At 61.6% G+C, this 18651-nt stretch carries 19 protein-coding genes; 6 read left to right on the top strand and 13 right to left on the bottom strand.

All coding sequences use genetic code 11. From position 1 onward, the window contains the following. Positions 1-343: 343 nt before the first annotated feature. Positions 344-1600, top strand: a complete 1257-nt coding sequence (gene ltrA / locus QAT43_RS08180; RefSeq protein ID WP_305042567.1) for a group II intron reverse transcriptase/maturase — start codon at positions 344-346, stop codon at positions 1598-1600. 92 nt (positions 1601-1692) lie between these two features. On the opposite strand, the gene QAT43_RS08175 is transcribed toward ltrA, so the two are convergent. From QAT43_RS08175 to QAT43_RS08160, 4 genes are all read right to left on the bottom strand, one after another. Next, positions 1693-2508, bottom strand: coding sequence for a hypothetical protein (locus tag QAT43_RS08175; RefSeq protein ID WP_305042566.1), 816 nt, complete (start codon positions 2506-2508; stop codon positions 1693-1695). A gap of 90 nt (positions 2509-2598) precedes the next feature. Beyond that, positions 2599-4128: a 4-alpha-glucanotransferase gene (gene malQ, locus QAT43_RS08170; RefSeq protein ID WP_305042565.1), complete on the bottom strand. Its 1530-nt coding sequence runs from the start codon at positions 4126-4128 to the stop codon at positions 2599-2601. Positions 4129-4188: 60 nt separating this feature from the next. Continuing rightward, on the bottom strand, positions 4189-4974 hold the full coding sequence (locus QAT43_RS08165; RefSeq protein WP_305042564.1) for an FRG domain-containing protein: 786 nt from the start codon (positions 4972-4974) through the stop codon (positions 4189-4191). Beyond that, positions 4971-5483 (bottom strand): hypothetical protein, encoded by a 513-nt coding sequence (locus tag QAT43_RS08160; RefSeq protein WP_305042563.1) that lies wholly within the window; start codon positions 5481-5483, stop codon positions 4971-4973. The genes QAT43_RS08165 and QAT43_RS08160 overlap by 4 nt, the downstream gene beginning before the upstream one ends. A 205-nt stretch (positions 5484-5688) precedes the next feature. Here QAT43_RS08160 and QAT43_RS08155 point away from each other — a divergent pair, with 205 nt between their 5' ends. The 3 genes from QAT43_RS08155 to QAT43_RS08150 all read left to right on the top strand — a co-directional run bounded on the left by QAT43_RS08155 (position 5689) and on the right by QAT43_RS08150 (position 8465). After that, on the top strand, positions 5689-6549 hold the full coding sequence (locus QAT43_RS08155; RefSeq protein WP_305042562.1) for a YitT family protein: 861 nt from the start codon (positions 5689-5691) through the stop codon (positions 6547-6549). A gap of 96 nt (positions 6550-6645) precedes the next feature. After that, positions 6646-6753 carry an RCKP-type rubredoxin-like domain-containing protein gene (locus QAT43_RS14850; RefSeq protein WP_260748166.1) on the top strand — a complete coding sequence of 36 codons (108 nt, stop codon included), beginning with the start codon at positions 6646-6648 and terminating at the stop codon, positions 6751-6753. A 125-nt stretch (positions 6754-6878) separates the two neighbouring features. Continuing rightward, entirely contained in the window at positions 6879-8465 is a 1587-nt protein-coding gene (locus QAT43_RS08150) for a peptide chain release factor 3 (protein WP_305042561.1), read from the top strand. A gap of 52 nt (positions 8466-8517) precedes the next feature. Here the strand turns inward: QAT43_RS08150 and QAT43_RS08145 are convergent, their stop codons facing one another. Further along, positions 8518-10638 (bottom strand): ATP-binding protein, encoded by a 2121-nt coding sequence (locus QAT43_RS08145; RefSeq protein WP_305042560.1) that lies wholly within the window; start codon positions 10636-10638, stop codon positions 8518-8520. A gap of 138 nt (positions 10639-10776) precedes the next feature. Between QAT43_RS08145 and asnS the strand changes: the two genes are divergently transcribed. Then, positions 10777-12180, top strand: a complete 1404-nt coding sequence (gene asnS, locus QAT43_RS08140) for an asparagine--tRNA ligase (protein WP_305042559.1) — start codon at positions 10777-10779, stop codon at positions 12178-12180. 102 nt (positions 12181-12282) lie between these two features. On the opposite strand, the gene QAT43_RS08135 is transcribed toward asnS, so the two are convergent. The 4 genes from QAT43_RS08135 to QAT43_RS08120 all read right to left on the bottom strand — a co-directional run bounded on the left by QAT43_RS08135 (position 12283) and on the right by QAT43_RS08120 (position 15983). Then, complete coding sequence (locus QAT43_RS08135; protein ID WP_305042558.1) at positions 12283-12807, bottom strand: chemotaxis protein CheW; 525 nt, start codon at positions 12805-12807, stop codon at positions 12283-12285. Between the two features lie 216 nt (positions 12808-13023). Continuing rightward, a complete protein-coding gene (locus tag QAT43_RS08130) occupies positions 13024-13656 on the bottom strand; it encodes a hypothetical protein (protein ID WP_305042557.1) in 633 nt (210 codons plus the stop codon). A gap of 99 nt (positions 13657-13755) precedes the next feature. Beyond that, a complete protein-coding gene (locus tag QAT43_RS08125) occupies positions 13756-15702 on the bottom strand; it encodes a sodium/solute symporter (RefSeq protein ID WP_305042556.1) in 1947 nt (648 codons plus the stop codon). A gap of 14 nt (positions 15703-15716) precedes the next feature. Further along, positions 15717-15983 carry a DUF485 domain-containing protein gene (locus tag QAT43_RS08120; RefSeq protein WP_305042555.1) on the bottom strand — a complete coding sequence of 89 codons (267 nt, stop codon included), beginning with the start codon at positions 15981-15983 and terminating at the stop codon, positions 15717-15719. Positions 15984-16572: 589 nt separating this feature from the next. On the opposite strand from QAT43_RS08120, the gene QAT43_RS08115 reads away from it, so the two are divergent. Then, positions 16573-16746 carry a DUF4177 domain-containing protein gene (locus QAT43_RS08115; protein WP_305042554.1) on the top strand — a complete coding sequence of 58 codons (174 nt, stop codon included), beginning with the start codon at positions 16573-16575 and terminating at the stop codon, positions 16744-16746. Positions 16747-16748: 2 nt separating this feature from the next. Here QAT43_RS08115 and QAT43_RS08110 read toward each other — a convergent pair whose 3' ends face one another. From QAT43_RS08110 to QAT43_RS08095, 4 genes are all read right to left on the bottom strand, one after another. Continuing rightward, complete coding sequence (locus tag QAT43_RS08110) at positions 16749-16928, bottom strand: hypothetical protein (protein WP_305042553.1); 180 nt, start codon at positions 16926-16928, stop codon at positions 16749-16751. A 77-nt stretch (positions 16929-17005) separates the two neighbouring features. Further along, positions 17006-17971 (bottom strand): tryptophan--tRNA ligase, encoded by a 966-nt coding sequence (gene trpS, locus QAT43_RS08105; RefSeq protein ID WP_305042552.1) that lies wholly within the window; start codon positions 17969-17971, stop codon positions 17006-17008. Positions 17972-17998: 27 nt separating this feature from the next. Then, positions 17999-18232: a hypothetical protein gene (locus QAT43_RS08100; RefSeq protein WP_305042551.1), complete on the bottom strand. Its 234-nt coding sequence runs from the start codon at positions 18230-18232 to the stop codon at positions 17999-18001. A 135-nt stretch (positions 18233-18367) separates the two neighbouring features. Further along, the coding region (locus tag QAT43_RS08095; RefSeq protein ID WP_305042550.1) for a S16 family serine protease at positions 18368-18651 on the bottom strand (284 nt) is incomplete at its 5' end.

The raw sequence follows: 18651 nt of genomic DNA, 5'->3' as shown, positions 1-18651 counted from the left end.
GCAGTAGATGCGGCGGGTATATGGGAGGAAGGTCACGCGCATTACCCTGGGAGATCTGTCGATCTGCCTCGTGCTACCGGCGTCGAGAGGCGTCGGGACGGGTCGGCAGAAGTCAGCCGAGGCCATAGTAGCCGGAAATTGACCACCCTGGCGAAGGGCCGAACACGAGGCGTCGGACGGGAGACTTGAATTTCGATGACGACAGAGAGGCGCAGAAGTGTCGATTGAGAGATCGACAGCCACCCCGGAGGGTAGCGGCCGGAAGCCGCAAGAGGATGGGGGAGGTGCGTCAAACGTCACGGCATGCAGAGAATCCTCCCGGACGAAAGCGCAGCCGCGGTTGATGGAAATGGTCATCAGCCGCAGCAACATGATGGCGGCCTATGGCCGAGTGGCGTCCAATAAGGGTGCCCCCGGCGTCGACGGGATCAGCGTCGGCGAGCTGAAGAGTCATCTTCGGCAGAATTGGCCGTCCATCAAAGAAGATCTGCTGGACGGCTCCTATTGTCCAGGGCCGGTGAGGAAAGTAGAAATCCCCAAACCGGACGGCGGCGTGCGCACCTTGGGAATTCCCACGGTGCAGGACCGACTCATCCAGCAGGCGCTGCATCAGGTACTTCAACCGTTGTTCGATCCGGACTTCTCCGAAAACTCCTACGGGTTCCGGCCTGGCCGGAGCACTCACCAGGCCGTACAGACCGCTCGAAAGTTTGTGGCCGAAGGGCGGCGGTGGGTGGTCGACATCGACCTGGAGAAGTTCTTCGACCGCGTCAACCACGACATCCTCATGTCGCTGGTCGCCCGTAAGGTCAAAGACAAGCAGGTATTGGTGCTCATCCGCCGGTATCTGCAGGCCGGAGTGCTCGAAGGTGGGCTTGTATCGCCTAGGGCTGAGGGAACGCCGCAAGGCGGCCCTCTCTCTCCTCTGTTGTCGAACATCCTGCTCGACGAGTTGGACAAGGAACTGGAGAAGCGCGGTCACCGTTTCGTCCGATACGCCGACGACTGCAATTTGTATGTGCAGAGCCGGCGAAGCGGCGAGCGGGTCATGGCCTCGCTCACCCGGTTTCTGGAAAAGCGGCTGAAGCTCAAGGTCAATGTCGCCAAAAGCGCCGTTGACCGTCCCTGGCAAAGAACCTTTCTGGGATACAGCATGACCTTTCACAAGAAGCCGCGCCTCAAAGTGGCGGACTCCTCCGTGAAGCGGCTCAAGGCCAATCTCAGGCAGGTCTTTCGGCGGGGAAGGGGACGCAGCCTTAAGAAAGTCATCGAAGAGTCCACCCCGAAGCTCCGGGGCTGGATCGCCTACTTCCGACTCGCGGAGGTCAAAGGGATCTTCGAGGAACTTGACGGCTGGATCAGGCGGAAGCTGCGCTGCATTCTGTGGCGGCAGTGGAAGCGCTCCTTCACCCGGGCCAAGAACCTGATGCGACGGGGATTGCCGGAGCAGCGGGCCTGGAAGTCGGCCCAAAACGGGCGAGGCCCCTGGTACAACTCAAGAGCCTCGCACATGAATGATGCTTTTCGGAAATCCTTCTTCGACAACCTGGGTCTGGTCTCGTTAGTCGACCGGCTCAGGCGCTTTCAGCACGCCTTGTGAACCGCCGTGTACGGAACCGTACGCACGGTGGTGTGGGAGGACGGCGGGGGTGACCCCGCCTCCTACCCGATTGCAGTCCGCGTCGCGGCGAATTACTCGACCACCACCTGGGCGTCCTCGATGATTACCTCATAAACCTGGCCGTGGGCGATGTCCTTGTCGGTGCCGAGCACGCCGCTCACAACCACGGTGTCGCCCACCTGGGCCATGGCCAGGGTGGTGACGGTGATGTCGCCCTTGCCGTCGTTGTCCGTGCCGTCCTGCAGGTGAATCCAGTTCTTGCCCATGATCTGCGGGCTGAATCGCACCACCTTGCCGCGCACCTGGACTTCCTTGCCCGAGAGGTCGGCTTTCTGGGCATAGATCTGGCCCACGGTCTGGCCGCCTTCAACGGGGGTCAGGCCGGTGAAATCGATTTCGGCGCTCTTGGGGCCGCCGACTTCAGGATGGCCGCCGGGCATCTCCATGCCGGGCATCTGCATTCCCGGCATCATGCCGGGGGCGCCGGCCGCGGCCTGGCTTTCGCCGCCGACCATGATGCCGGGGACGAAAAGAATCATGTCGAAGGTGCGGTCCAGGGAGTTGCTGCGATACTCATGCATTTCCTGGCCGGGAGCCAGGACCACGGTGTCGCCGACTTTGACCTGGGTTTCGGGGCCGGCGGCCCACACCAGCTTGGAGCCGGTATCCACCTGCACGTAGGTGTAGCCGGCGGTGTTCATGGTTTCCACGACGGTGCCGGAGATGCTTTGCGCGGCGGGGGGATGGCCCGCGGGCATCCCCGCCGGCATGCCCGCGCCGGGCATGGCTTGGGGTGCGGCGGCCGGCTTGGGGGCTTCGTCCTTGCAGGCGGTAAGCAGGGCAGCGGCGGTGACGCCGGCAAGCATGAGGGTCAGGGTCTTTTTCACAGGTCTTTCCTCCAGGGGTCGAAAAGGGTCGTTTGTCGCGCTTTCTCAGCGCAGTCAAATGGGGATGCTAGCACAAAGAACCCGTGAAGCTCAAGCATTTCCCTGGCGATTTTGTCCCTCCGCAGGCGCGGGCCGGCGTCCGTAGAGCCGCGTCAGCTCAGCCAGGCGTTGCCCGATGTCCGTCGTCAACTGCTCGGAGGTGAAGCGCCAGTCCCAGTTGCCGGTGCCCAGGCCCGGGCGGTTCATGCGCGCCTCGCTGCCGAGGCCGAGAATGTCCTGCAGGGGCAGAACGCACCAATCGGCGACGCTCGCCAAGGCTGCGCGCATGAGATCCCAGGGCATGTCGCGCAGGCCGTGGCCCAGGTAGGCGCGCACCTGGTCCTTGTGTTTCTTGTCGAGGTGGTGCCACCAGCCCAGGGTGGTGTCGTTGTCGTGGGTGCCGGTGTAGACCAGGCCGTTGGGCCGGATGTTGTGGGGCAGGTAGGGATTGGATGGACCGCCGTCGAAGGCGAACTGCAGAATCTTCATGCCGGGAAAGCCGAAGCCGTCGCGCAGCGCCTCGACCTCGGGGGTGATGACGCCCAGGTCCTCGGCGACGATGGCCACCTCGCCCAGGGTTCGCCGTACCGCCTGAAAGAAGCTTGCGCCGGGGCCGGGCCGCCATTCGCCCTTGACCGCCGTTTCTTCCTCGGCGGGAATCGCCCAGTAGCCTTCGAAGCCGCGGAAATGATCGATGCGCACCGCGTCGGTCTGCGCCAGGTTCCAGCGGAAGCGGGCCATCCACCAGGAGTAGTCCTGCTCGGCCATGCGCTCCCAGCGGTACAGGGGATTGCCCCAACGCTGGCCGGTGGCGCTGAAATAGTCGGGCGGCACGCCGGCGACGATCAGCGGGTCGCCTTCCTCGTCGAGGTGAAACAGGGGCTGGTTGGCCCAGACGTCCACCGAATCAAAGGAGACGAAGATGGGAATGTCGCCGAGGATCTGGACGCCGCGGGCATTGGCGTAATCCTTGAGGGCGAACCACTGGGTGAAAAAGACGAATTCCGTGTATTTGCGCCAGTGGAGCTCCGCTGCCAGTTCCTCCGCCGCCTGGGTCAGGGCCTGGGGATCGCGGTGGCGCAAATCGGCGGGCCAGAGATTCCAGGGGCGATGCCGGTAGCGCTCGCGCAGGGCGCGAAACAGGACATAGTCATGCAGCCAGTAGCCTTGCAGGGCGCAGAAGTCGTCAAAGGCCTGGCGGCGCTCGGCGCTCGCGTGGCGCTGGAAATTTTGCGCCGCGCGTTGCAGCAGATGCTCTTTTTCCCCGTGAACCCGACCGAAATCCACGCGCCGCGGATCCCGCCCGCTCTCGTCGGGGAGATCGCCGGTCCGAAGGTCGCCCCAGGTCGCCAGCTGCGACAGGGACACCAGCAAAGGATTGCCGGCGAAGGCCGAGAAGGCGCTGTAAGGCGAATCGCCGTAGCCCGTCGGGCCGAGGGGCAGAATCTGCCAGACGCTTTGCCCGGTTTCGACGAGAAAATCGACGAAGGCCCGCGCCTCGACGCCCAGGGAGCCGATGCCGCCGGGACCGGGAAGGGAGGTGGGGTGGAGCAGGATGCCGCTGGCGCGGGTGAGTTTCATGGTAAAGCCTCCGCGAGATCGTGGGCGGTTTTTGGGGATGATCCGTCGGCCGGGCGCCGCTCAGTTCCGGGGGCTGTAATGGCGCTTGAGCCAGGTGGAGAGGCCGTCGAGGCCCGGAAACAACACCCGCTCGGTGATGTTGGCCTGATCGAGCTTGTCGCGGATTTCCCACTTGAGTTCCGCCGGAATGATGATGCGCCGCCAGAGGTCGGGCTGATTCTCCAGCCAAGTGTCGAGGATGGACGCCGGGCGCGACATGACGGAAAAAAAGGCGAACTGGTTGACGATGCGGTCGTCGATGGAGGGCGGCTCGAAAAACACCACGAAGTCGCGGTGGGAGAGTTCCGCCAGTTCCTCGAAGGTGCGCACCGTCTGGGAGAGCATTTCGACGGTGAAGACGTTGGCGCCCTCATCGTTGAGCTTGCGGCGCAGAACCTCGGGGATGCGCTGGTGCGCCTTGAGATAGTTCACCGCCCAGATCACCCCGTCGGTATTGAAGCGCTCGCAATTGGCGGTGGCGAAATGCAGAGCGATGAGCGGCGAGTAGGTCCAGTCGAGCAGGCGCGTGGGCAGTCCGTAGTGCTGGGCGACGGAGAGCCAATGCCAGAGCGAGTCGCGCTCCACCACGCTGCGGTGCGCGTATTTCTTGAAGTTGCGCAGCAGGTGGCGCTCCAGTTGGTCGTAGGCGCCGCCCAGACGCATGAGGGTGGTTTCCAGGCGATAGTCGGCGTCGGAGAGGCCGCGATAGGCATAGCGCGAACGAAAGCGGCCGATTTCGGCGATCCAGGAATCCTCGTACAACTCGTCCTGCAACTGGTTCCAGCTTTGAATGCGAATCTCGTTCATGGGCGGCTTTCCGCAACCTCGGGGTCGGCGGCGGGCGGTTCGGGGCCAAAGGCGCGCAGGGAAAAAATCCACAGGGAGATCAGTCCCCAGCCCAGGCCGACCACCACGCCCAGATCGATGATACCGCGCCAGGGTTGGGGCAGCAGGCGCACCAGCAGGATCAGGACCAGGATCGCGGCGGTCAGGATCAGCGACGCCTTCCGGCGGCGCGGCGTCGCGTGGATGAATCCCATGCAGAACAGCGGGGCGAGCAGCACATGCAGGGGGCGCGGGTGATCGCGCAGATACCGGGCGCGCGCCGCGACCCGTGGGGAAAATGCGCGCTGAAAGCCGCGGTAGCCTTCGGCGTGCGCCATGAAGGCCAGGGTGGCGATCAGAATCAGCCAGTGCAGCGGCCCGAAGGGAAAGGCAAAGGCGTCAAGCCCCAGTTTGCCCAGGCGATACACGGCACTGCCGAGCAGCAATGAAATGGCGCCCAATCCCCAGAGCGCACCCAGCCAGCCAAGCATGGTCAATCCGCCTCTTCTGAAAAGGATGCATGCCGCCCGACGGCGAGCAATCGCCCAAGTCTAACCCAATTGCCGGCAATTTTCCTGAAAGTTTTTACGGGTCGCCTCGGGTGTTGTCGCTTTGGGTTGACAGGGCCGCGGGTCTGTGTTTTTTCTGTGGCACTGCCGCGAACCGAAAAACCCCCGGCGGCGCGAGGAGGTTCTTTTGTCCATCAAGCGCGATTTCAGCTATTCACTGACCTGGAATCTTTTTCTCATCGTCTGCGGTTCCTTCATTCAGGCCGTGGGCTTCAAGGCGATTGCCATTCCCCACGGCTTCGTGCCCAGCGGCTTGTTCGGCCTGGGCGCCCTCATCGCCTACACCACCGGCTGGCTCAATGCAGGCCTTTGGTACCTGCTGTTCAACATTCCCATGTTCGTGCTCGGCTACCTGCTCATCACCCGGCGCTTTCTCGGCTACAGCTTCGTCGCCATGCTGACTATTTCCCTGGCCTTCATGGTGATTGATTTCGAGATCGTCATTCAAAACCAGTTGTACGCTGCCGTCTGCTTCGGGGTGCTGGTGGGGGCGGGCGCGGGCATGGTGCTGCGCTCGCTGGGCTCCAACGGCGGCCTTGACGTGGTGGCGGTGATTCTCAACCAGCGCTACAACATCGGCGTGGGCAAGACCTATTTCGCCTTCAACTTCCTGCTGTTTTCCGCAAGTTTCGCAAGCCTCGACAATGACCTGGTGATCGCCTCGCTGATCGCCGCCTTTGTCGTGTCGGTGTCCGTCGAGTATTGCCTGTCCCTGTTCAACCAGCGCAAGCTCTGCCTCATCATTTCTCATCAAAGCGCCCAGATCGCCGACCAGGTAATGGACAAGCTCAAGGTCGGCGCCACCTTTCTCGAAGGCATGGGGGCCTACAAGAAAGAGCCGCGGCGCGTCCTCATGGTGGTGACCAACAACATCCAGCTCAAGCGGCTGGAGGAAATCGCCTTCACCGCCGACCCCCACGCCCTGTTCATCGTCGAGAATACCTTCAGCGTCATCGGCTCGACCTTTTCCCGGCGCAAGATGTATTGAACCTGTTCCTGTTTGGCCTCTTGACAGACGCGACCCGGGAAGGCAAAATATCACCGTTTTGGTCTCGAATTGCTCACCCGGAAAGGAGAACAAACCATGGCTGTCTGGCAATGTGAAAAATGTAAAACCGAACGTGAAGGGCGCTGCAAGCCGAAAAAATGCGCCAAGTGCAACGAGCAGACGGTGTTCGTCAAGAAAGGCTGATGCCCGCGGCGGATCAGCGGTTGACCCCCGGGGGTCGTCCGCAGTAAAATTCATCTTTCAACCTGGCGGGCCGGTTTTCCGGCCCGTCGTTTTGTCTGCGCGCCACCTTCAAGGATGTCTGCTTCGTGAAAAAGCACAATCAGAACGAGATCGACCGCCGCCGTACCTTCGGCATCATCAGCCACCCCGATGCCGGCAAGACCACCCTCACCGAAAAACTGCTGCTGTTCGGCGGCGCCATTCAGATGGCCGGCGCGGTCAAGGCGCGCAAGGCCTCGCGCCACGCCACCAGCGACTGGATGGCGGTGGAGCAGGAGCGCGGCATCTCCGTGACCAGTTCGGTGATGAAATTCAATTACCGGGATTTCGAGATCAATCTCCTCGACACCCCCGGCCACCAGGATTTCTCCGAGGATACCTACCGGGTGCTCACCGCCGTCGACAGCGCGGTGATGGTCATCGACAGCGCCAAGGGCGTCGAAACCCAGACGCGCAAGCTCATGGAGGTGTGCCGCATGCGCAACACCCCCATTCTCACCTTCATCAACAAGCTCGACCGCGAGGGCAAGGAGCCCCTGGAACTGCTGGCGGACATCGAGGAGACCTTGCAGATCGAGTGCGCGCCCCTCACCTGGCCCATCGGCATGGGCAAGCGCTTCAAGGGCACTTACAATCTCTACAAAAAAGAACTGAACCTGTTCACGCCGGGCCGGGAGCGGGTCGGTGACGATGGGGTGACCATCCGCGACCTCAACGATCCCCTCCTCGACGAACTGCTCGGCGACCAGGCCGAGGAGCTGCGCACCGACATCGAACTGCTCGAAGGCGCGGCCAATCCCTTTGAGCTCAAGGAATATCTCAAGGGCAACCAGACGCCGGTGTTCTTCGGCAGCGCGGTGAACAACTTCGGCGTGCGCGAAATGCTCGATGCCTTCGTCGAGGTGGCACCCTCGCCCGGGGCGCGCGCCACGGAAACCCGCGAGGTGTCGCCCTACGAGGAGGGATTCAGCGGCTTTGTCTTCAAGATTCAAGCGAACATGGACCCCGCGCATCGCGACCGCATCGCCTTTCTGCGCATCTGCTCGGGGAAGTTCACGCGCGGCATGAAGGTGCGCCACCATCGCATCGGCAAGGACGTCAACCTGTCCAACGCGACGATTTTCATGGCCCAGGACCGCACCAACGTCGAGGAGGCCTATCCCGGCGACATCATCGGCATTCACAACCACGGCACCATCAAGGTAGGCGACACCTTCACCGACAGGGAACCCCTCAAGTTCACCGGCATTCCCAGCTTCGCGCCTGAACACTTTCGCCGCGTGCGTCTAAAGAACCCCCTCAAGGCCAAGCAGCTGCAAAAGGGCCTGCTGCAGCTCTCCGAGGAAGGGGCGGTGCAGGTGTTTCGGCCGCTGTTCGGCAGCGACTACATTCTGGGCGCCGTCGGCGTGCTCCAGTTCGACGTGACCATGGCCAGGCTCAAGGATGAATACGGGGTCGATGCGATCTACGAGGGCGTGGATTACGCCACCGCGCGCTGGGTGTCCTGCGGTGACCGGAAAAAACTCGAGGACTTCGAGAAAAAGAACCAGACCAATCTGGCCTGGGATGCCGAGGAAAACCTCACCTATCTGGCGTCGAGCGAATGGCGTCTCAACTATGTCGCCGAGCAATGGCCCGGCGTGCAGTTTCTCAAAACCCGCGAACATGCTTAGGGATCAAGGCGCTAGGCCTCACGGGGCCTAGCGCCTTGATCCTGGTCATTTGTCATTTGTCCCTGGTCATTTGTTCTTCCACCGGCAGGCTGATGTAGAAGGTGCTGCCGATTCCCACCTCGCTCTCCACCCAAACTTTCCCGCCGTGGGCGCGGATGATCTCGCGCACCAGGCTCAGGCCCAGGCCGATGCCGCCGGTGATGTGCCGCGCATTGTCGTCGACGCGAAAAAAGCGCTCGAATATCCGCTCCCGGTCCTGGGCGGGGATGCCCAGTCCCTGATCGCGCACGCAGATGACGATCTGGCCGGCTTGTGCCTTGGCGCCGAGGAAAATCTCGCCGCCGGCGGGCGAATATTTGATGGCATTGGACAACAGGTTTTTCAGCACCTGCATGAGGCGCTTGGCGTCGCCGCGAATTTTGGGCAGATCCAGGGGGCAGTCGAAACGGACCAGGTGTTTCTTCGAGGCGACGCGGTACAGCTGTGCCGCCTCGCTGAGCAGCAGGCAGGGATCCATGGGTTCGAACTGATAGGATTCGACCTCGGCGCGCAGGCGTTGCAGGTCGAGGAAATTGCTGATGAGCTCGTTGAGGCGCTCGGTCTCGCGGTGCACGGTGCCCAGAAAGTCGATTTGCTGCTCGCGATCCACGGGATTTTCCAGCATGAATTCCACAAAGCCGAGCATGGCGGTGAGTGGAGTGCGCATTTCGTGGCTCACCGTGGAAATCATCTCGTCCTTCATCTGCTCCATGCGCTTTTGCTCGGTGAAATCCTGGGCGATCAGGACGCCGCCCCAGAGCGTGCCGTCGTCCTCGAAAAGCGGATAGCTCGCCACGTAGAACCAGCGATCGGGCGTTACCTGGTGCAATTCGCCGCATTGCGCCTGCTTTTCATGCAGCATGCGGCAGAAGGGGCACAGGGCGGGCGGATTGTCCAGGCCGAACAGGACGCGGCAGCCCTCCTCGGCGGATTTCTCCGGTGCCAGGCCGCGCAGAACTCTCAGGGTGGCCTGGTTCATCTTGCGCACCTGTCCCTGGGTGTCCAGGATGACCACGGCATCGGTGATCGCCTCGAAGGTTCGCTCCCATTCATGTTCGCTGCGGCGCAGATCGGCTTCGGCGCGTTTTCGTTCGTTGATTTCCTCCTGCAGATGGTGGTTGAGGGCGTCGAGTTCCTCGGTGTACACCAAAACCCGGCCGGTCATGGGGCGCAGCAGGGCGAGCATGCCGAGGGTGCCGACGGTGGTGAGGACCAGCACCAGCCCGGCCGTCGAGTAAATCTGGCGGCGCACCGGCGCCCGCAGTTCGGCTTCGTCCATGGTGACCAGCAGCGCCCAGCTCACGCCATCCACGGGCGCGTAGGCCACCACCACCGGTTTTTCGCCTGCGTGCGTCGAGGCGCGCAGCACCCCGGATTCTCCCCCGTGCGCTTTTTCAATGGCGGGCCGCAGGGGAGAGTCTGGACTCTTGCCGTTGGCGATTTCCGTTTCCATTTTGCGACTGGGGAAGAAAAAGACGTCGGCATCCGGCGCGAAGCGGGCGAGAAAGCTTTCTCCGGTTTCGCCCAGGCCCGTTGCGTCCCAGAGGATGCGCTGCAGCTTGGTGGTGGAGAAAAGGACCAGGTCATAACCCAACACCGTCTTGCGATCGCGGTCCAGGATCGGCCCGCAAATCGGCAGAGAGAGCTGGCCGGAGATCATCAGTGGGTCAAGGATGCGCACCCCGGCGCCCATGCTGATGAGTGCGGGCAGCAGGTGGTCGGGGATTTGCTCCCCGCTGCGGGCGACAATCCGGCCTTGGGCGTCAAGGCGGGTAATGGCGACCACCTCCTCGGAAATCTCCAAGGCATCGGTGAGGATCGGGCTGGTGAAACGAAAGAGCTCCTCGTGGGTGAGGTTCCCCGCCCGGTAATCCGCCAGTGCCTGACGAATGGCACTGCGCGAATTGATCTGGCGGGTGATCTCGGCCATGCGCGCCAGGTATTCCTCGACGGCCAGAGCCCGGATCTTGGCGGCCTGAACCAGGTCGTTTTCCTCGAAATGCACCAGCCAGGAACAGAAGGGGTAGATGCTGACGGCGGAGATGCTGAGCAGGGCGAGCAGGGTGTAGACAACGGATGACAGGAGGATTTTTTTGCGCAGGCCCTTTATGGCATAATGCGGAGACTTGGGCATGGCGATGACTCCGCCGATTGAAGTGGGAGAGAAACCCGTCATAAGGTGTGTTTAAATGTAGCAGAAGCGGCTGACCGGGCAAGCCCGCGCGGCCTGGGGAAACGTGGGTGGACGTTTTTGGGGGAGGTTGAGCACAAGATGACGCAAGCCAAGGTTGCTCCGGCGCGCCGCCGGGTTCGCCAGGTTCTGCAAGGGGAGGTCACGCCCGGCCCCTTGCTGGTCAAGGGATGGGTGCGCACGGTGCGCGCGGGCAAGGATCTGACCTTTGTCGCCCTCAATGACGGCTCCTGCCTGGCCAGTCTGCAGATCGTCGTGGAGTCGCCCCTGCGCGAGGCCCCAGACTTGGCGCGTCTCGGCACGGGCGCCTGCATCGAAGCCTACGGCGAGCTGGTGGCATCGCCCGCCGCCGGCCAGCAGTGGGAAGTGCGCGCCACGGACCTGCGGGTGCTGGGCGGCGCCGATGCGGACTACCCCCTGCAAAAAAAGCGGCACAGTTTCGAGTTCCTGCGCTCCATCGCCCATCTGCGGCTGCGCTCCAACAGCTTCGGCGCGGTGTTCCGGGTGCGCTCGGCCCTGGCTTACGCCATCCATCGCTTTTTCCAGGAACGGGGCTTTCTCTACGTGCACACCCCCATTATCACCGCCAACGACTGCGAGGGCGCGGGGGAGATGTTTCGCGTCAGTACCCTCGATCCCGCCAACCCGCCGCGAGTTGACGGGGCCATCGACTGGAGCCGGGATTTTTTCGGCGAACGCACCGGACTCACCGTCAGCGGCCAGTTGCAGGGCGAGGCCTTCGCCTGCGCCTTCAGCGACATCTACACCTTCGGCCCGACCTTTCGCGCGGAAAATTCCAACACCAGTCGCCACGCCGCCGAATTCTGGATGATCGAGCCGGAAATGGCCTTTGCCGATCTGGCCGAGGATTGCCGCCTTGCCGGCGAGTTCCTGCAATATCTGTGTCGCTACGCCCTGGAGCAATGCCGCGAGGATTTGGAATTTTTCGCGGAACACATCGAGCCGGGGCTGCTGGAAAAGCTCGCCGCCCTGGCCGAGGCGTGCTTTCAGACCCTCAGTTACACCGATGCCGTCAAGGAATTGCAGGCCAGCGGGCAGCGCTTCGAGTATCCGGTGCGCTGGGGCTGCGACCTGCAATCGGAGCACGAGCGTTTTCTCACCGAGCAGATCGCCAAGGGGCCGTTGTTCGTCGTCGATTATCCCAAGGACATCAAGGCCTTTTACATGCGCCTCAACGATGACGGTAAAACCGTCGCGGCCATGGATTGCCTGGTGCCGCGGGTGGGCGAAATCATCGGTGGTTCGCAGCGCGAGGAGCGTTTGGATGTGCTCGAAGGGCGCATGGCCGACGTCGGCATCGCGCCGGAGAGTCTGAGCTGGTTTCTCGACCTGCGCCGTTGGGGAAGCTGCCCCCACGCGGGTTTCGGCCTGGGCTTCGAGCGCCTGCTCATGTACGTCACCGGCATGGGCAACATCCGCGACGTCATTCCCTTCCCCCGCACCCCCGGCAACGCCAAATTCTAAATAGCAAGGGCCGCGCAACGCGCGGCCCTTGCTATTTCATTCAAATTCCTATTCACCCGGTGTGGGGGTTGCGACCCCATGCTGAACGCTACAACGCGCGAACTAAAACAACTCCGCCCCCTGGGCGCCGGCGCTCTGCAGCATGTGCTCGTCGTAGAGCAGGTGGTTGACGTCGAGGAGGATCTTCACGTCCTGACCCATCTTGCCCATGCCCTGGATGTAGCGGCTCGCGGCGGCGCGGCTGGAGCGCGGCGGCGGCTCGATCTGGTCCTCGGGGATGTCGGCGACTTCGCTCACCTCGTCCACCACCAGGCCGACGGCCGTGCCGTTGACGTTGACCACGATGATGCAGGTGCGGTCATTGTAGTCGCGCGGCGGAAACATGAAGCGCATGCGCACGTCCATCACCGGAATCACCTTGCCGCGCAGATTGATCACACCCTTGACGAATTCGGGCATGTCCGGAACTTCCGTGATTTTCTGGATGCCGATGATTTCGGTGACGTAACGGATTTCAATGCCGTAGTCTTCGTCGGCCAGGTGAAAAGTCAGGTACTTGCCTTTCTGGGTGTCCTCGTCTTCTCCGAGGTGCTCGTTCAGGGCCAGTCGCTCATTGGCTTGCGTCATTGTTCGTCTCCTTGTGCGCATTTTCCGGAGGCGCGCCGGTTTTTGGACAAAGGCCGGCGGATCTCAACCCGTAGGGCATGGTTGTAAGAATGTTTCAATTAAATCAATGTAATTGTTTTGCGGGCAGAGGTCAAGAGAAATTCGCACACCCTTTCTTCGACAAAGGGCGTGCGCGAGTGGCGGGGCAGGAGCCGGTGAGACGCTCCGTCGGAGCAATCAGGGATGGCGTGGAACCTCAGGTTTGGTGCTGCGTGGGCGAAACATGAGAATGCCCTTGATCAGCCCGGCCAGGCCCATGGCCAGGAAGAAAAAACCCCGATAACGCGCGGGCGTTTTTCCCTCGCTGATGAAGATCACGTCCTTGGTGATGTTAAGGCCGGTGGCCTGGGCGAGTTCCAGCAGCTTGGAGCGGTTGCTCTCGGCGACTGTTCCGGTGACCACCATCCCCGTGACCTCGCGCGGCGCGCGAAACGCAGCCGCCTGTTCCTCGCGGAAGCGCTCCTGGGCGAACACATTGTCGAAACCGAAATGGTAGCGATACAGCAGGTCGAGCAACCGGGGGTCGCGGGTTTCCACCAGCACCTGGAAAAGCTCCTCGTCGGGATCGGTCACCAGGGGAATGAGCAGGGCGGTGAACTGCTCGGCCTGCCCCGAGGTCGAAATGGCCGCATCGAGATTCTGGTAGCCGCCGGTGACGTGCAGCCACTCGCGCGGCGCGCCCTCGCGCAGCAGGGTGGCGAGTTCGATGCTCAGGGGCTCGGGGTTGCGCAGGGTCTGGCCGGCGTCCTGGTAACCGAGGAACAGCAGCACCAGGCTGACGACGATCAGGGTAACGCGAAAACGAACCATGGGACGTCTCTTTCGTGGAAAAAGGATGGGCCGCCCCTGGGGGCGGCCCACATCATGCCATCAGGATGTCCTGTCGGACAAGGATTATGCTCCAGCGCCTCAGGCGCGGGCGCTCTCGGCCGCATCTTCCGGCACTTCCACGCGCTTGGTGACCAGGGACACCAGCACCAGGGCGAGGAAGCTCAGGGGAATGGAAATGGCCGCCGGGCTGTTGAAGGAGATGGGCGCGTCGCTGGGCAGCAGGCCGTAGCGCACGTACATGTCGGGCGAGAGCAGGATCAGGCCCAGCGCCGAGACGATGCCCACCAGGATGGAGGCGGCCACGCCCTGGGCGGTGGTGCGCTTCCAGAACAGCAGCATGAGAATCGCCGGGAGGTTGGCGGACGCCGCGATGGCGAAGGCCCAGCCGACCAGGAAGCTCACGTTCATGCCCTCGAAGACGATGCCCAGGTAAATGGCGATGAGACCGACCACCACGGCCGAGATCTTGCCGGCGAGCACCTTGTTCTTGTCCTGCATCTTCATGCCGAAGAAGTTGTCCATCAGGTCGTGAGCCACCGCACCCGAGGCCGCCACGATCAAACCCGACACGGTGCCCAGCACCGTTGCGAAGGCGATGGAGGAGATGATGGCGAAGAGAATGACGCCGAAGGACAACGCAAGCAGCGGCGCCGACATGTTGTTGTCCATGATGTTGATGACGCCGTTGGTCATGGCACCCAGACCCATGAACAGGGTGAGGATGTAGAAGAAGCCGATGGCGGCGATGGCCACCAGGGTCGACTTGCGCGCCGCGGCCTGGCTGGGCACGGTGTAGTAGCGGATCAGGATGTGCGGCAGGGCCGCGGTGCCGCAGAACAGGGCGAGCATCAGGGAGAAAAAGTTGAACTTCTCGGCGCCGGTGGCGTTGTCGACCTTGAACTTCAGGCCGGGACGCAGGATCTGGGTGCCGGGAGTGGGTTTCTGGTAGTAGACGGTGTAAAAGTCGTCACCCATGCGCACATGCTTGGTGCCCCAGAGCACCACGGTGCTGTCCTGTACGGCGCGCAGGAAAGCCAGGGGGCCGATGGCGCCGGTCTGCAGCACGGTCTCGCCGCCCAGGTTGATTTCCTTCATGTGGCCGACGGGAAAGAAGCGGCCTTCGGTGGCGGGCGCGCCGTTGTAGAGGCGGGTGCCGTCGGCGAGAGTTACCTGATAGAGGGTTTCCTCGAGCAGATAGCCGCCCTGGCCGTCGGCCTGCAGGTGCCAGATGCTGTCGATGCCGTCCTTGCTCAGCTTGACCATGCCGGCTTCGGCAAAGGTCGAGTCGCGCCAGTCGGCCGGAACGGCATAGGCGGGATCGCTGAGCTCCAGGCTGCCGTCGGCGGCCACGCTGCCTTGCAGGGTGACGAAGTTGTGGTAGGTCTTGCCGTCGTTTTCCGGCGTGGTGGAAAGGCCGCGGGTCAGAACCGCGATCACCAGGATGGTGGAGAAGATCAGCAGCAAACCGCCCTTGAGGAACTGCACCATGGTGGTGGAGGCCATGCCGGCGGTGGCGACGATGATGGTGACGACGATACCGACGATGATGACCCCGGCGGCGTGGGGCAGGCCGAGCAGCGGGGTGACCAGGGTGCCGGCGCCGACCATCTGCGGGATGAGGTAGAACACCGAGACCACCAGGGTGCTGATGGCGGCCATCAGCTGGATGCTCTTGGAGTTGAATTTGGAGTCGAGGGCGTCGGTGAAGGTGTACTTACCGAGGCGCTTCATGGGCTCGGCGACCAGGAACAGGGCGACCATCCAGCCCGCCAGGTAGCCGACGGAATACATCCACCCGTCGTAGCCGGCGGTGGCGATCATGCCGCAGATGCCGAGGAAGGACGCGGCGGAAAGATAATCACCGGCAAAGGCGATGCCGTTGGTGAACCAGTGGACATTGCCGCCGGCGGCGTAGTAGCCCGAGGACGAGGTGGTGCGGCGCCCGAGGTAAAAAGACAGGCCGAGTACCAGCAGAACGAAAGAACAGAAAAGGCCGATGGCCAACGGTGACTGTGCGTAGATCATTGGTCATCTCCCCCTTATTTGTTCAGCCGATTTTCTGCCTGAGTGCAGAAATGGTTGTAGACCAGCGCCAGCAGGAACGCAAAAATGATGAGCCCCATGCCGTACACGACCGCCATGTTCAGGCCGGCGACCTGAATCTGCATGACTTCGGGGTTGGTGATGTTGACGACCACGAAGATGAAGTAGATGAGGGTGTAGACGACAAACATGCTGATGCCGATCTTGGTCTTGTACCCGGCGGCATTATCCTTGCCGAGCTTGACAGCGGGTCCGTGTCCCATAAAGCGTTGCTCCTTTGGTTGAAATGGAAAACTCTCTCACCTGGTAAACAAAGTACATGGCATGAAACAATTAGAAGTACAGCGATCATAGGCGGTGATCTCCCGAGGGAAAGAGACTCGCCGCCTCAAAAAAATGTAGCCGTGAAGCGTCTGACGCCGGGGTTCACCTCCTTTGCGGAAATGGGTGGCTCGCCGGAAAAGTCGGCGACAATAAACCGATATTTAATTTATTACCAGACATGCGCCTACATAGAGCGCACAAAGAACCACATCTTGGGGGAAAATTCCGTAGACATGATACGCCGTTCTAAAATTGTGTCAACACTAATCTTGGGAAAAAATAAGTGTTTCGCAGGGTGAAACGGCAAGATTGGCAAATAATTCGCAAAAATTTCCATGCCTTATGGAAATCCACAAAAAATTCAAAAAAATGTTTCAACTTCTGGTAAAAAATGATTTTGATGGATGGAAACAGGTTCTGAAATGAGGAAAATCACGGAGAATCGCCCCCGGCGCCGGCTCAGGACGGCGGGGGCGGGCACAACACACAACAAGCGGAAAATCCTTGGTCCGGACGGAAGGAAAAAGCATGATGCGTTACAAGGTGGTTGAAACCAGCACCGTGACCGATGAATCCCTGGAGCGAATCCTCAACGAATGGACGACCCAGGGTTGGGAGTTCGATGCGATCCAGTTCGCCATGCGCGAGGGCAGCCGCCGCCCGGCCATGGCTTTTGTGCTCTTTACGCGCAAGGAGTGTTGAGACTACTCCTTGAACTCCTCTTCATCGCGGAAAAGAATCGTGTGCTTGGGATCGGAGGAAGGGCTGGCACCGCAGCGTTCACAGCACGGCTCCCCAAGGGTTTCTTCCTCGGGTGCCTGGTCGTAGATGAGTTCCTCGGGCTTACCACTGCAATTGCAGAACCAGCGACGGTAGACACTCATAGGAAACCTCCCGGGTCATGGAAAAGCAGCAAACGGCCTTGCTTTTACTATAGCATATCGCGAGGTTGCCTTTGCTCTCAGTACGCGAGTCCCGTCTTTTTCCTGACCTTGCGCAGGGTCGGCGCGCCGGCTTCGCGGGCTTTCTCGGCGCCCCGCGCCAAAATGGCACGCAGGCCGTCGAGATCGGCGAGCAGTTCCTGGCGGCGTTGGGTGAAGGGCGCGAAGAAATCCCGCACCGTCTCGAACAACTCCTGCTTGACCTCGCCGTACCCCATGCCGCCCGCCTCGTAACGCCTGCGTAACGCCTGCTGCTGCTCCTTGTCGAGGAACAGGCGATAGATCTGGAAGACGTTGCACCGATCCGGATCCTTGGGCTCTTCCACGGGCGTCGAGTCGGTGACGATGCGCATGATCTGCTTGCGCAGGGCTTTTTCCTCCTGGAACAGATCGATGGTGTTGCCGTAGCTCTTGCTCATTTTCTGCCCGTCGACGCCGGGCACCGTGGCCACCTCATCGTCGATCTCGGCTTCGGGGATGGTGAAGATCTCACCGTAATGGTTGTTGAACTTGATGGCGATGTCGCGCGCCACTTCCACGTGCTGTTTCTGGTCCTTGCCCACCGGCACCCGGTCGCTCTGGAACAGCAGGATATCGGCGGTCATGAGAACCGGATAGGCGAACAGCCCGTGATTGGCGGCAATGCCCTTGGCAACCTTGTCCTTGTAGCTGTGGCAGCGTTCCAGCAGACCCATGGGCGTGAAGTTGGACAGCGCCCAGGTGAGCTCCTGCACTTCCGGCAAGTCGGACTGCACCCAGAAGGTGCTGCGTTCCGGGTCCATGCCCAAAGCAAGAAAGTTGGCGGCCGCCTCCAGGGTGCCGCGCGCCAGCACTTTGCCATCCGCAACGGAAGTCATGGCGTGGTAGTTGGCGATAAAGCAGAAGAGATCCTCGTTTTCCTGATACTCGATCATCTTCTTCATCATGCCGAAGTAGTTGCCGAGATGCAGGCTGCCCGAAGGCTGAATGCCGCTGAGAATGCGCATGGAATGTAAACCTCTTGCAGGTAGGAATCAGGGCTGGCGCGGCGGCTGGCCGCCGTTCATCATCATGGCGAACTGCACGAGCTGCTGAAGATCGATGCCGCTGTCCTTGATCAGGTTCATGAACACCGGCAGCAGCTGCATGAGAAAGCCGCGGTCCTGCATGACTTCCTTGGACATTTCGGGCAGGGTGGCGAGGAGCAGTTCCTGCTTTTCCTCGCGGCTCAGGGCCAGCACGGCCTGTTTGAGTTCGGCAACGGTCATGGTGATTTAGCTCCTTTAAAAAAAATCCACCGCAGAGTTCGCAGAGAACGCAGAGAAAAATCTGAAATGAAGAGATTCGAGACACGGCTCAGGCCTAGTCTCTGCGTACTTTGCGGTCTCTGCGGTAAAAATGCTTTAAGTCTTTTTCCTCGCCTTGGCTTTTATTTTCACCTTCTCAGGTTCCTCGAAGGCCACGCGGTAGACGTCGTTGTACTCCCGAGCGAAGTGCACCGTCAAGCCTTCTCTCAAGTAATCCGGCAGTTCCTCGTAATCCTTGCGGTTGCCTTCGGGGAAGATCAGGGTGGTGAGACCCGCGCGCCGCGCGGCGATGGTCTTCTCCTTGACGCCGCCGATGGGCAGCACCCGCCCGGTCAGGGTCAGCTCGCCGGTCATGCCGAGCTTGTCAAGCACTGGCTTGC

The organism is Geoalkalibacter sp. (assembly GCF_030604225.1).
GTDB lineage: Bacteria > Desulfobacterota > Desulfuromonadia > Desulfuromonadales > Geoalkalibacteraceae > Geoalkalibacter.
This window is presented reverse-complemented; position numbering and strand designations above follow the sequence as displayed.

Coding starts and splice junctions, on each gene's coding strand:
- trpS (WP_305042552.1), bottom strand. CDS start 17,971: ATGCGCATTCTCAGCGGCATTCAGCCTTCGGGCAGCCTGCATCTCGGC.
- QAT43_RS08120 (WP_305042555.1), bottom strand. CDS start 15,983: ATGGGACACGGACCCGCTGTCAAGCTCGGCAAGGATAATGCCGCCGGG.
- QAT43_RS08100 (WP_305042551.1), bottom strand. CDS start 18,232: ATGACCGTTGCCGAACTCAAACAGGCCGTGCTGGCCCTGAGCCGCGAG.
- asnS (WP_305042559.1), top strand. CDS start 10,777: ATGACGCAAGCCAAGGTTGCTCCGGCGCGCCGCCGGGTTCGCCAGGTT.
- QAT43_RS08135 (WP_305042558.1), bottom strand. CDS start 12,807: ATGACGCAAGCCAATGAGCGACTGGCCCTGAACGAGCACCTCGGAGAA.
- QAT43_RS08110 (WP_305042553.1), bottom strand. CDS start 16,928: ATGAGTGTCTACCGTCGCTGGTTCTGCAATTGCAGTGGTAAGCCCGAG.
- QAT43_RS08165 (WP_305042564.1), bottom strand. CDS start 4,974: ATGAACGAGATTCGCATTCAAAGCTGGAACCAGTTGCAGGACGAGTTG.
- QAT43_RS08130 (WP_305042557.1), bottom strand. CDS start 13,656: ATGGTTCGTTTTCGCGTTACCCTGATCGTCGTCAGCCTGGTGCTGCTG.
- QAT43_RS08145 (WP_305042560.1), bottom strand. CDS start 10,638: ATGCCCAAGTCTCCGCATTATGCCATAAAGGGCCTGCGCAAAAAAATC.
- ltrA (WP_305042567.1), top strand. CDS start 344: ATGGAAATGGTCATCAGCCGCAGCAACATGATGGCGGCCTATGGCCGA.
- malQ (WP_305042565.1), bottom strand. CDS start 4,128: ATGAAACTCACCCGCGCCAGCGGCATCCTGCTCCACCCCACCTCCCTT.
- QAT43_RS08125 (WP_305042556.1), bottom strand. CDS start 15,702: ATGATCTACGCACAGTCACCGTTGGCCATCGGCCTTTTCTGTTCTTTC.
- QAT43_RS08115 (WP_305042554.1), top strand. CDS start 16,573: ATGATGCGTTACAAGGTGGTTGAAACCAGCACCGTGACCGATGAATCC.
- QAT43_RS14850 (WP_260748166.1), top strand. CDS start 6,646: ATGGCTGTCTGGCAATGTGAAAAATGTAAAACCGAACGTGAAGGGCGC.
- QAT43_RS08160 (WP_305042563.1), bottom strand. CDS start 5,483: ATGCTTGGCTGGCTGGGTGCGCTCTGGGGATTGGGCGCCATTTCATTG.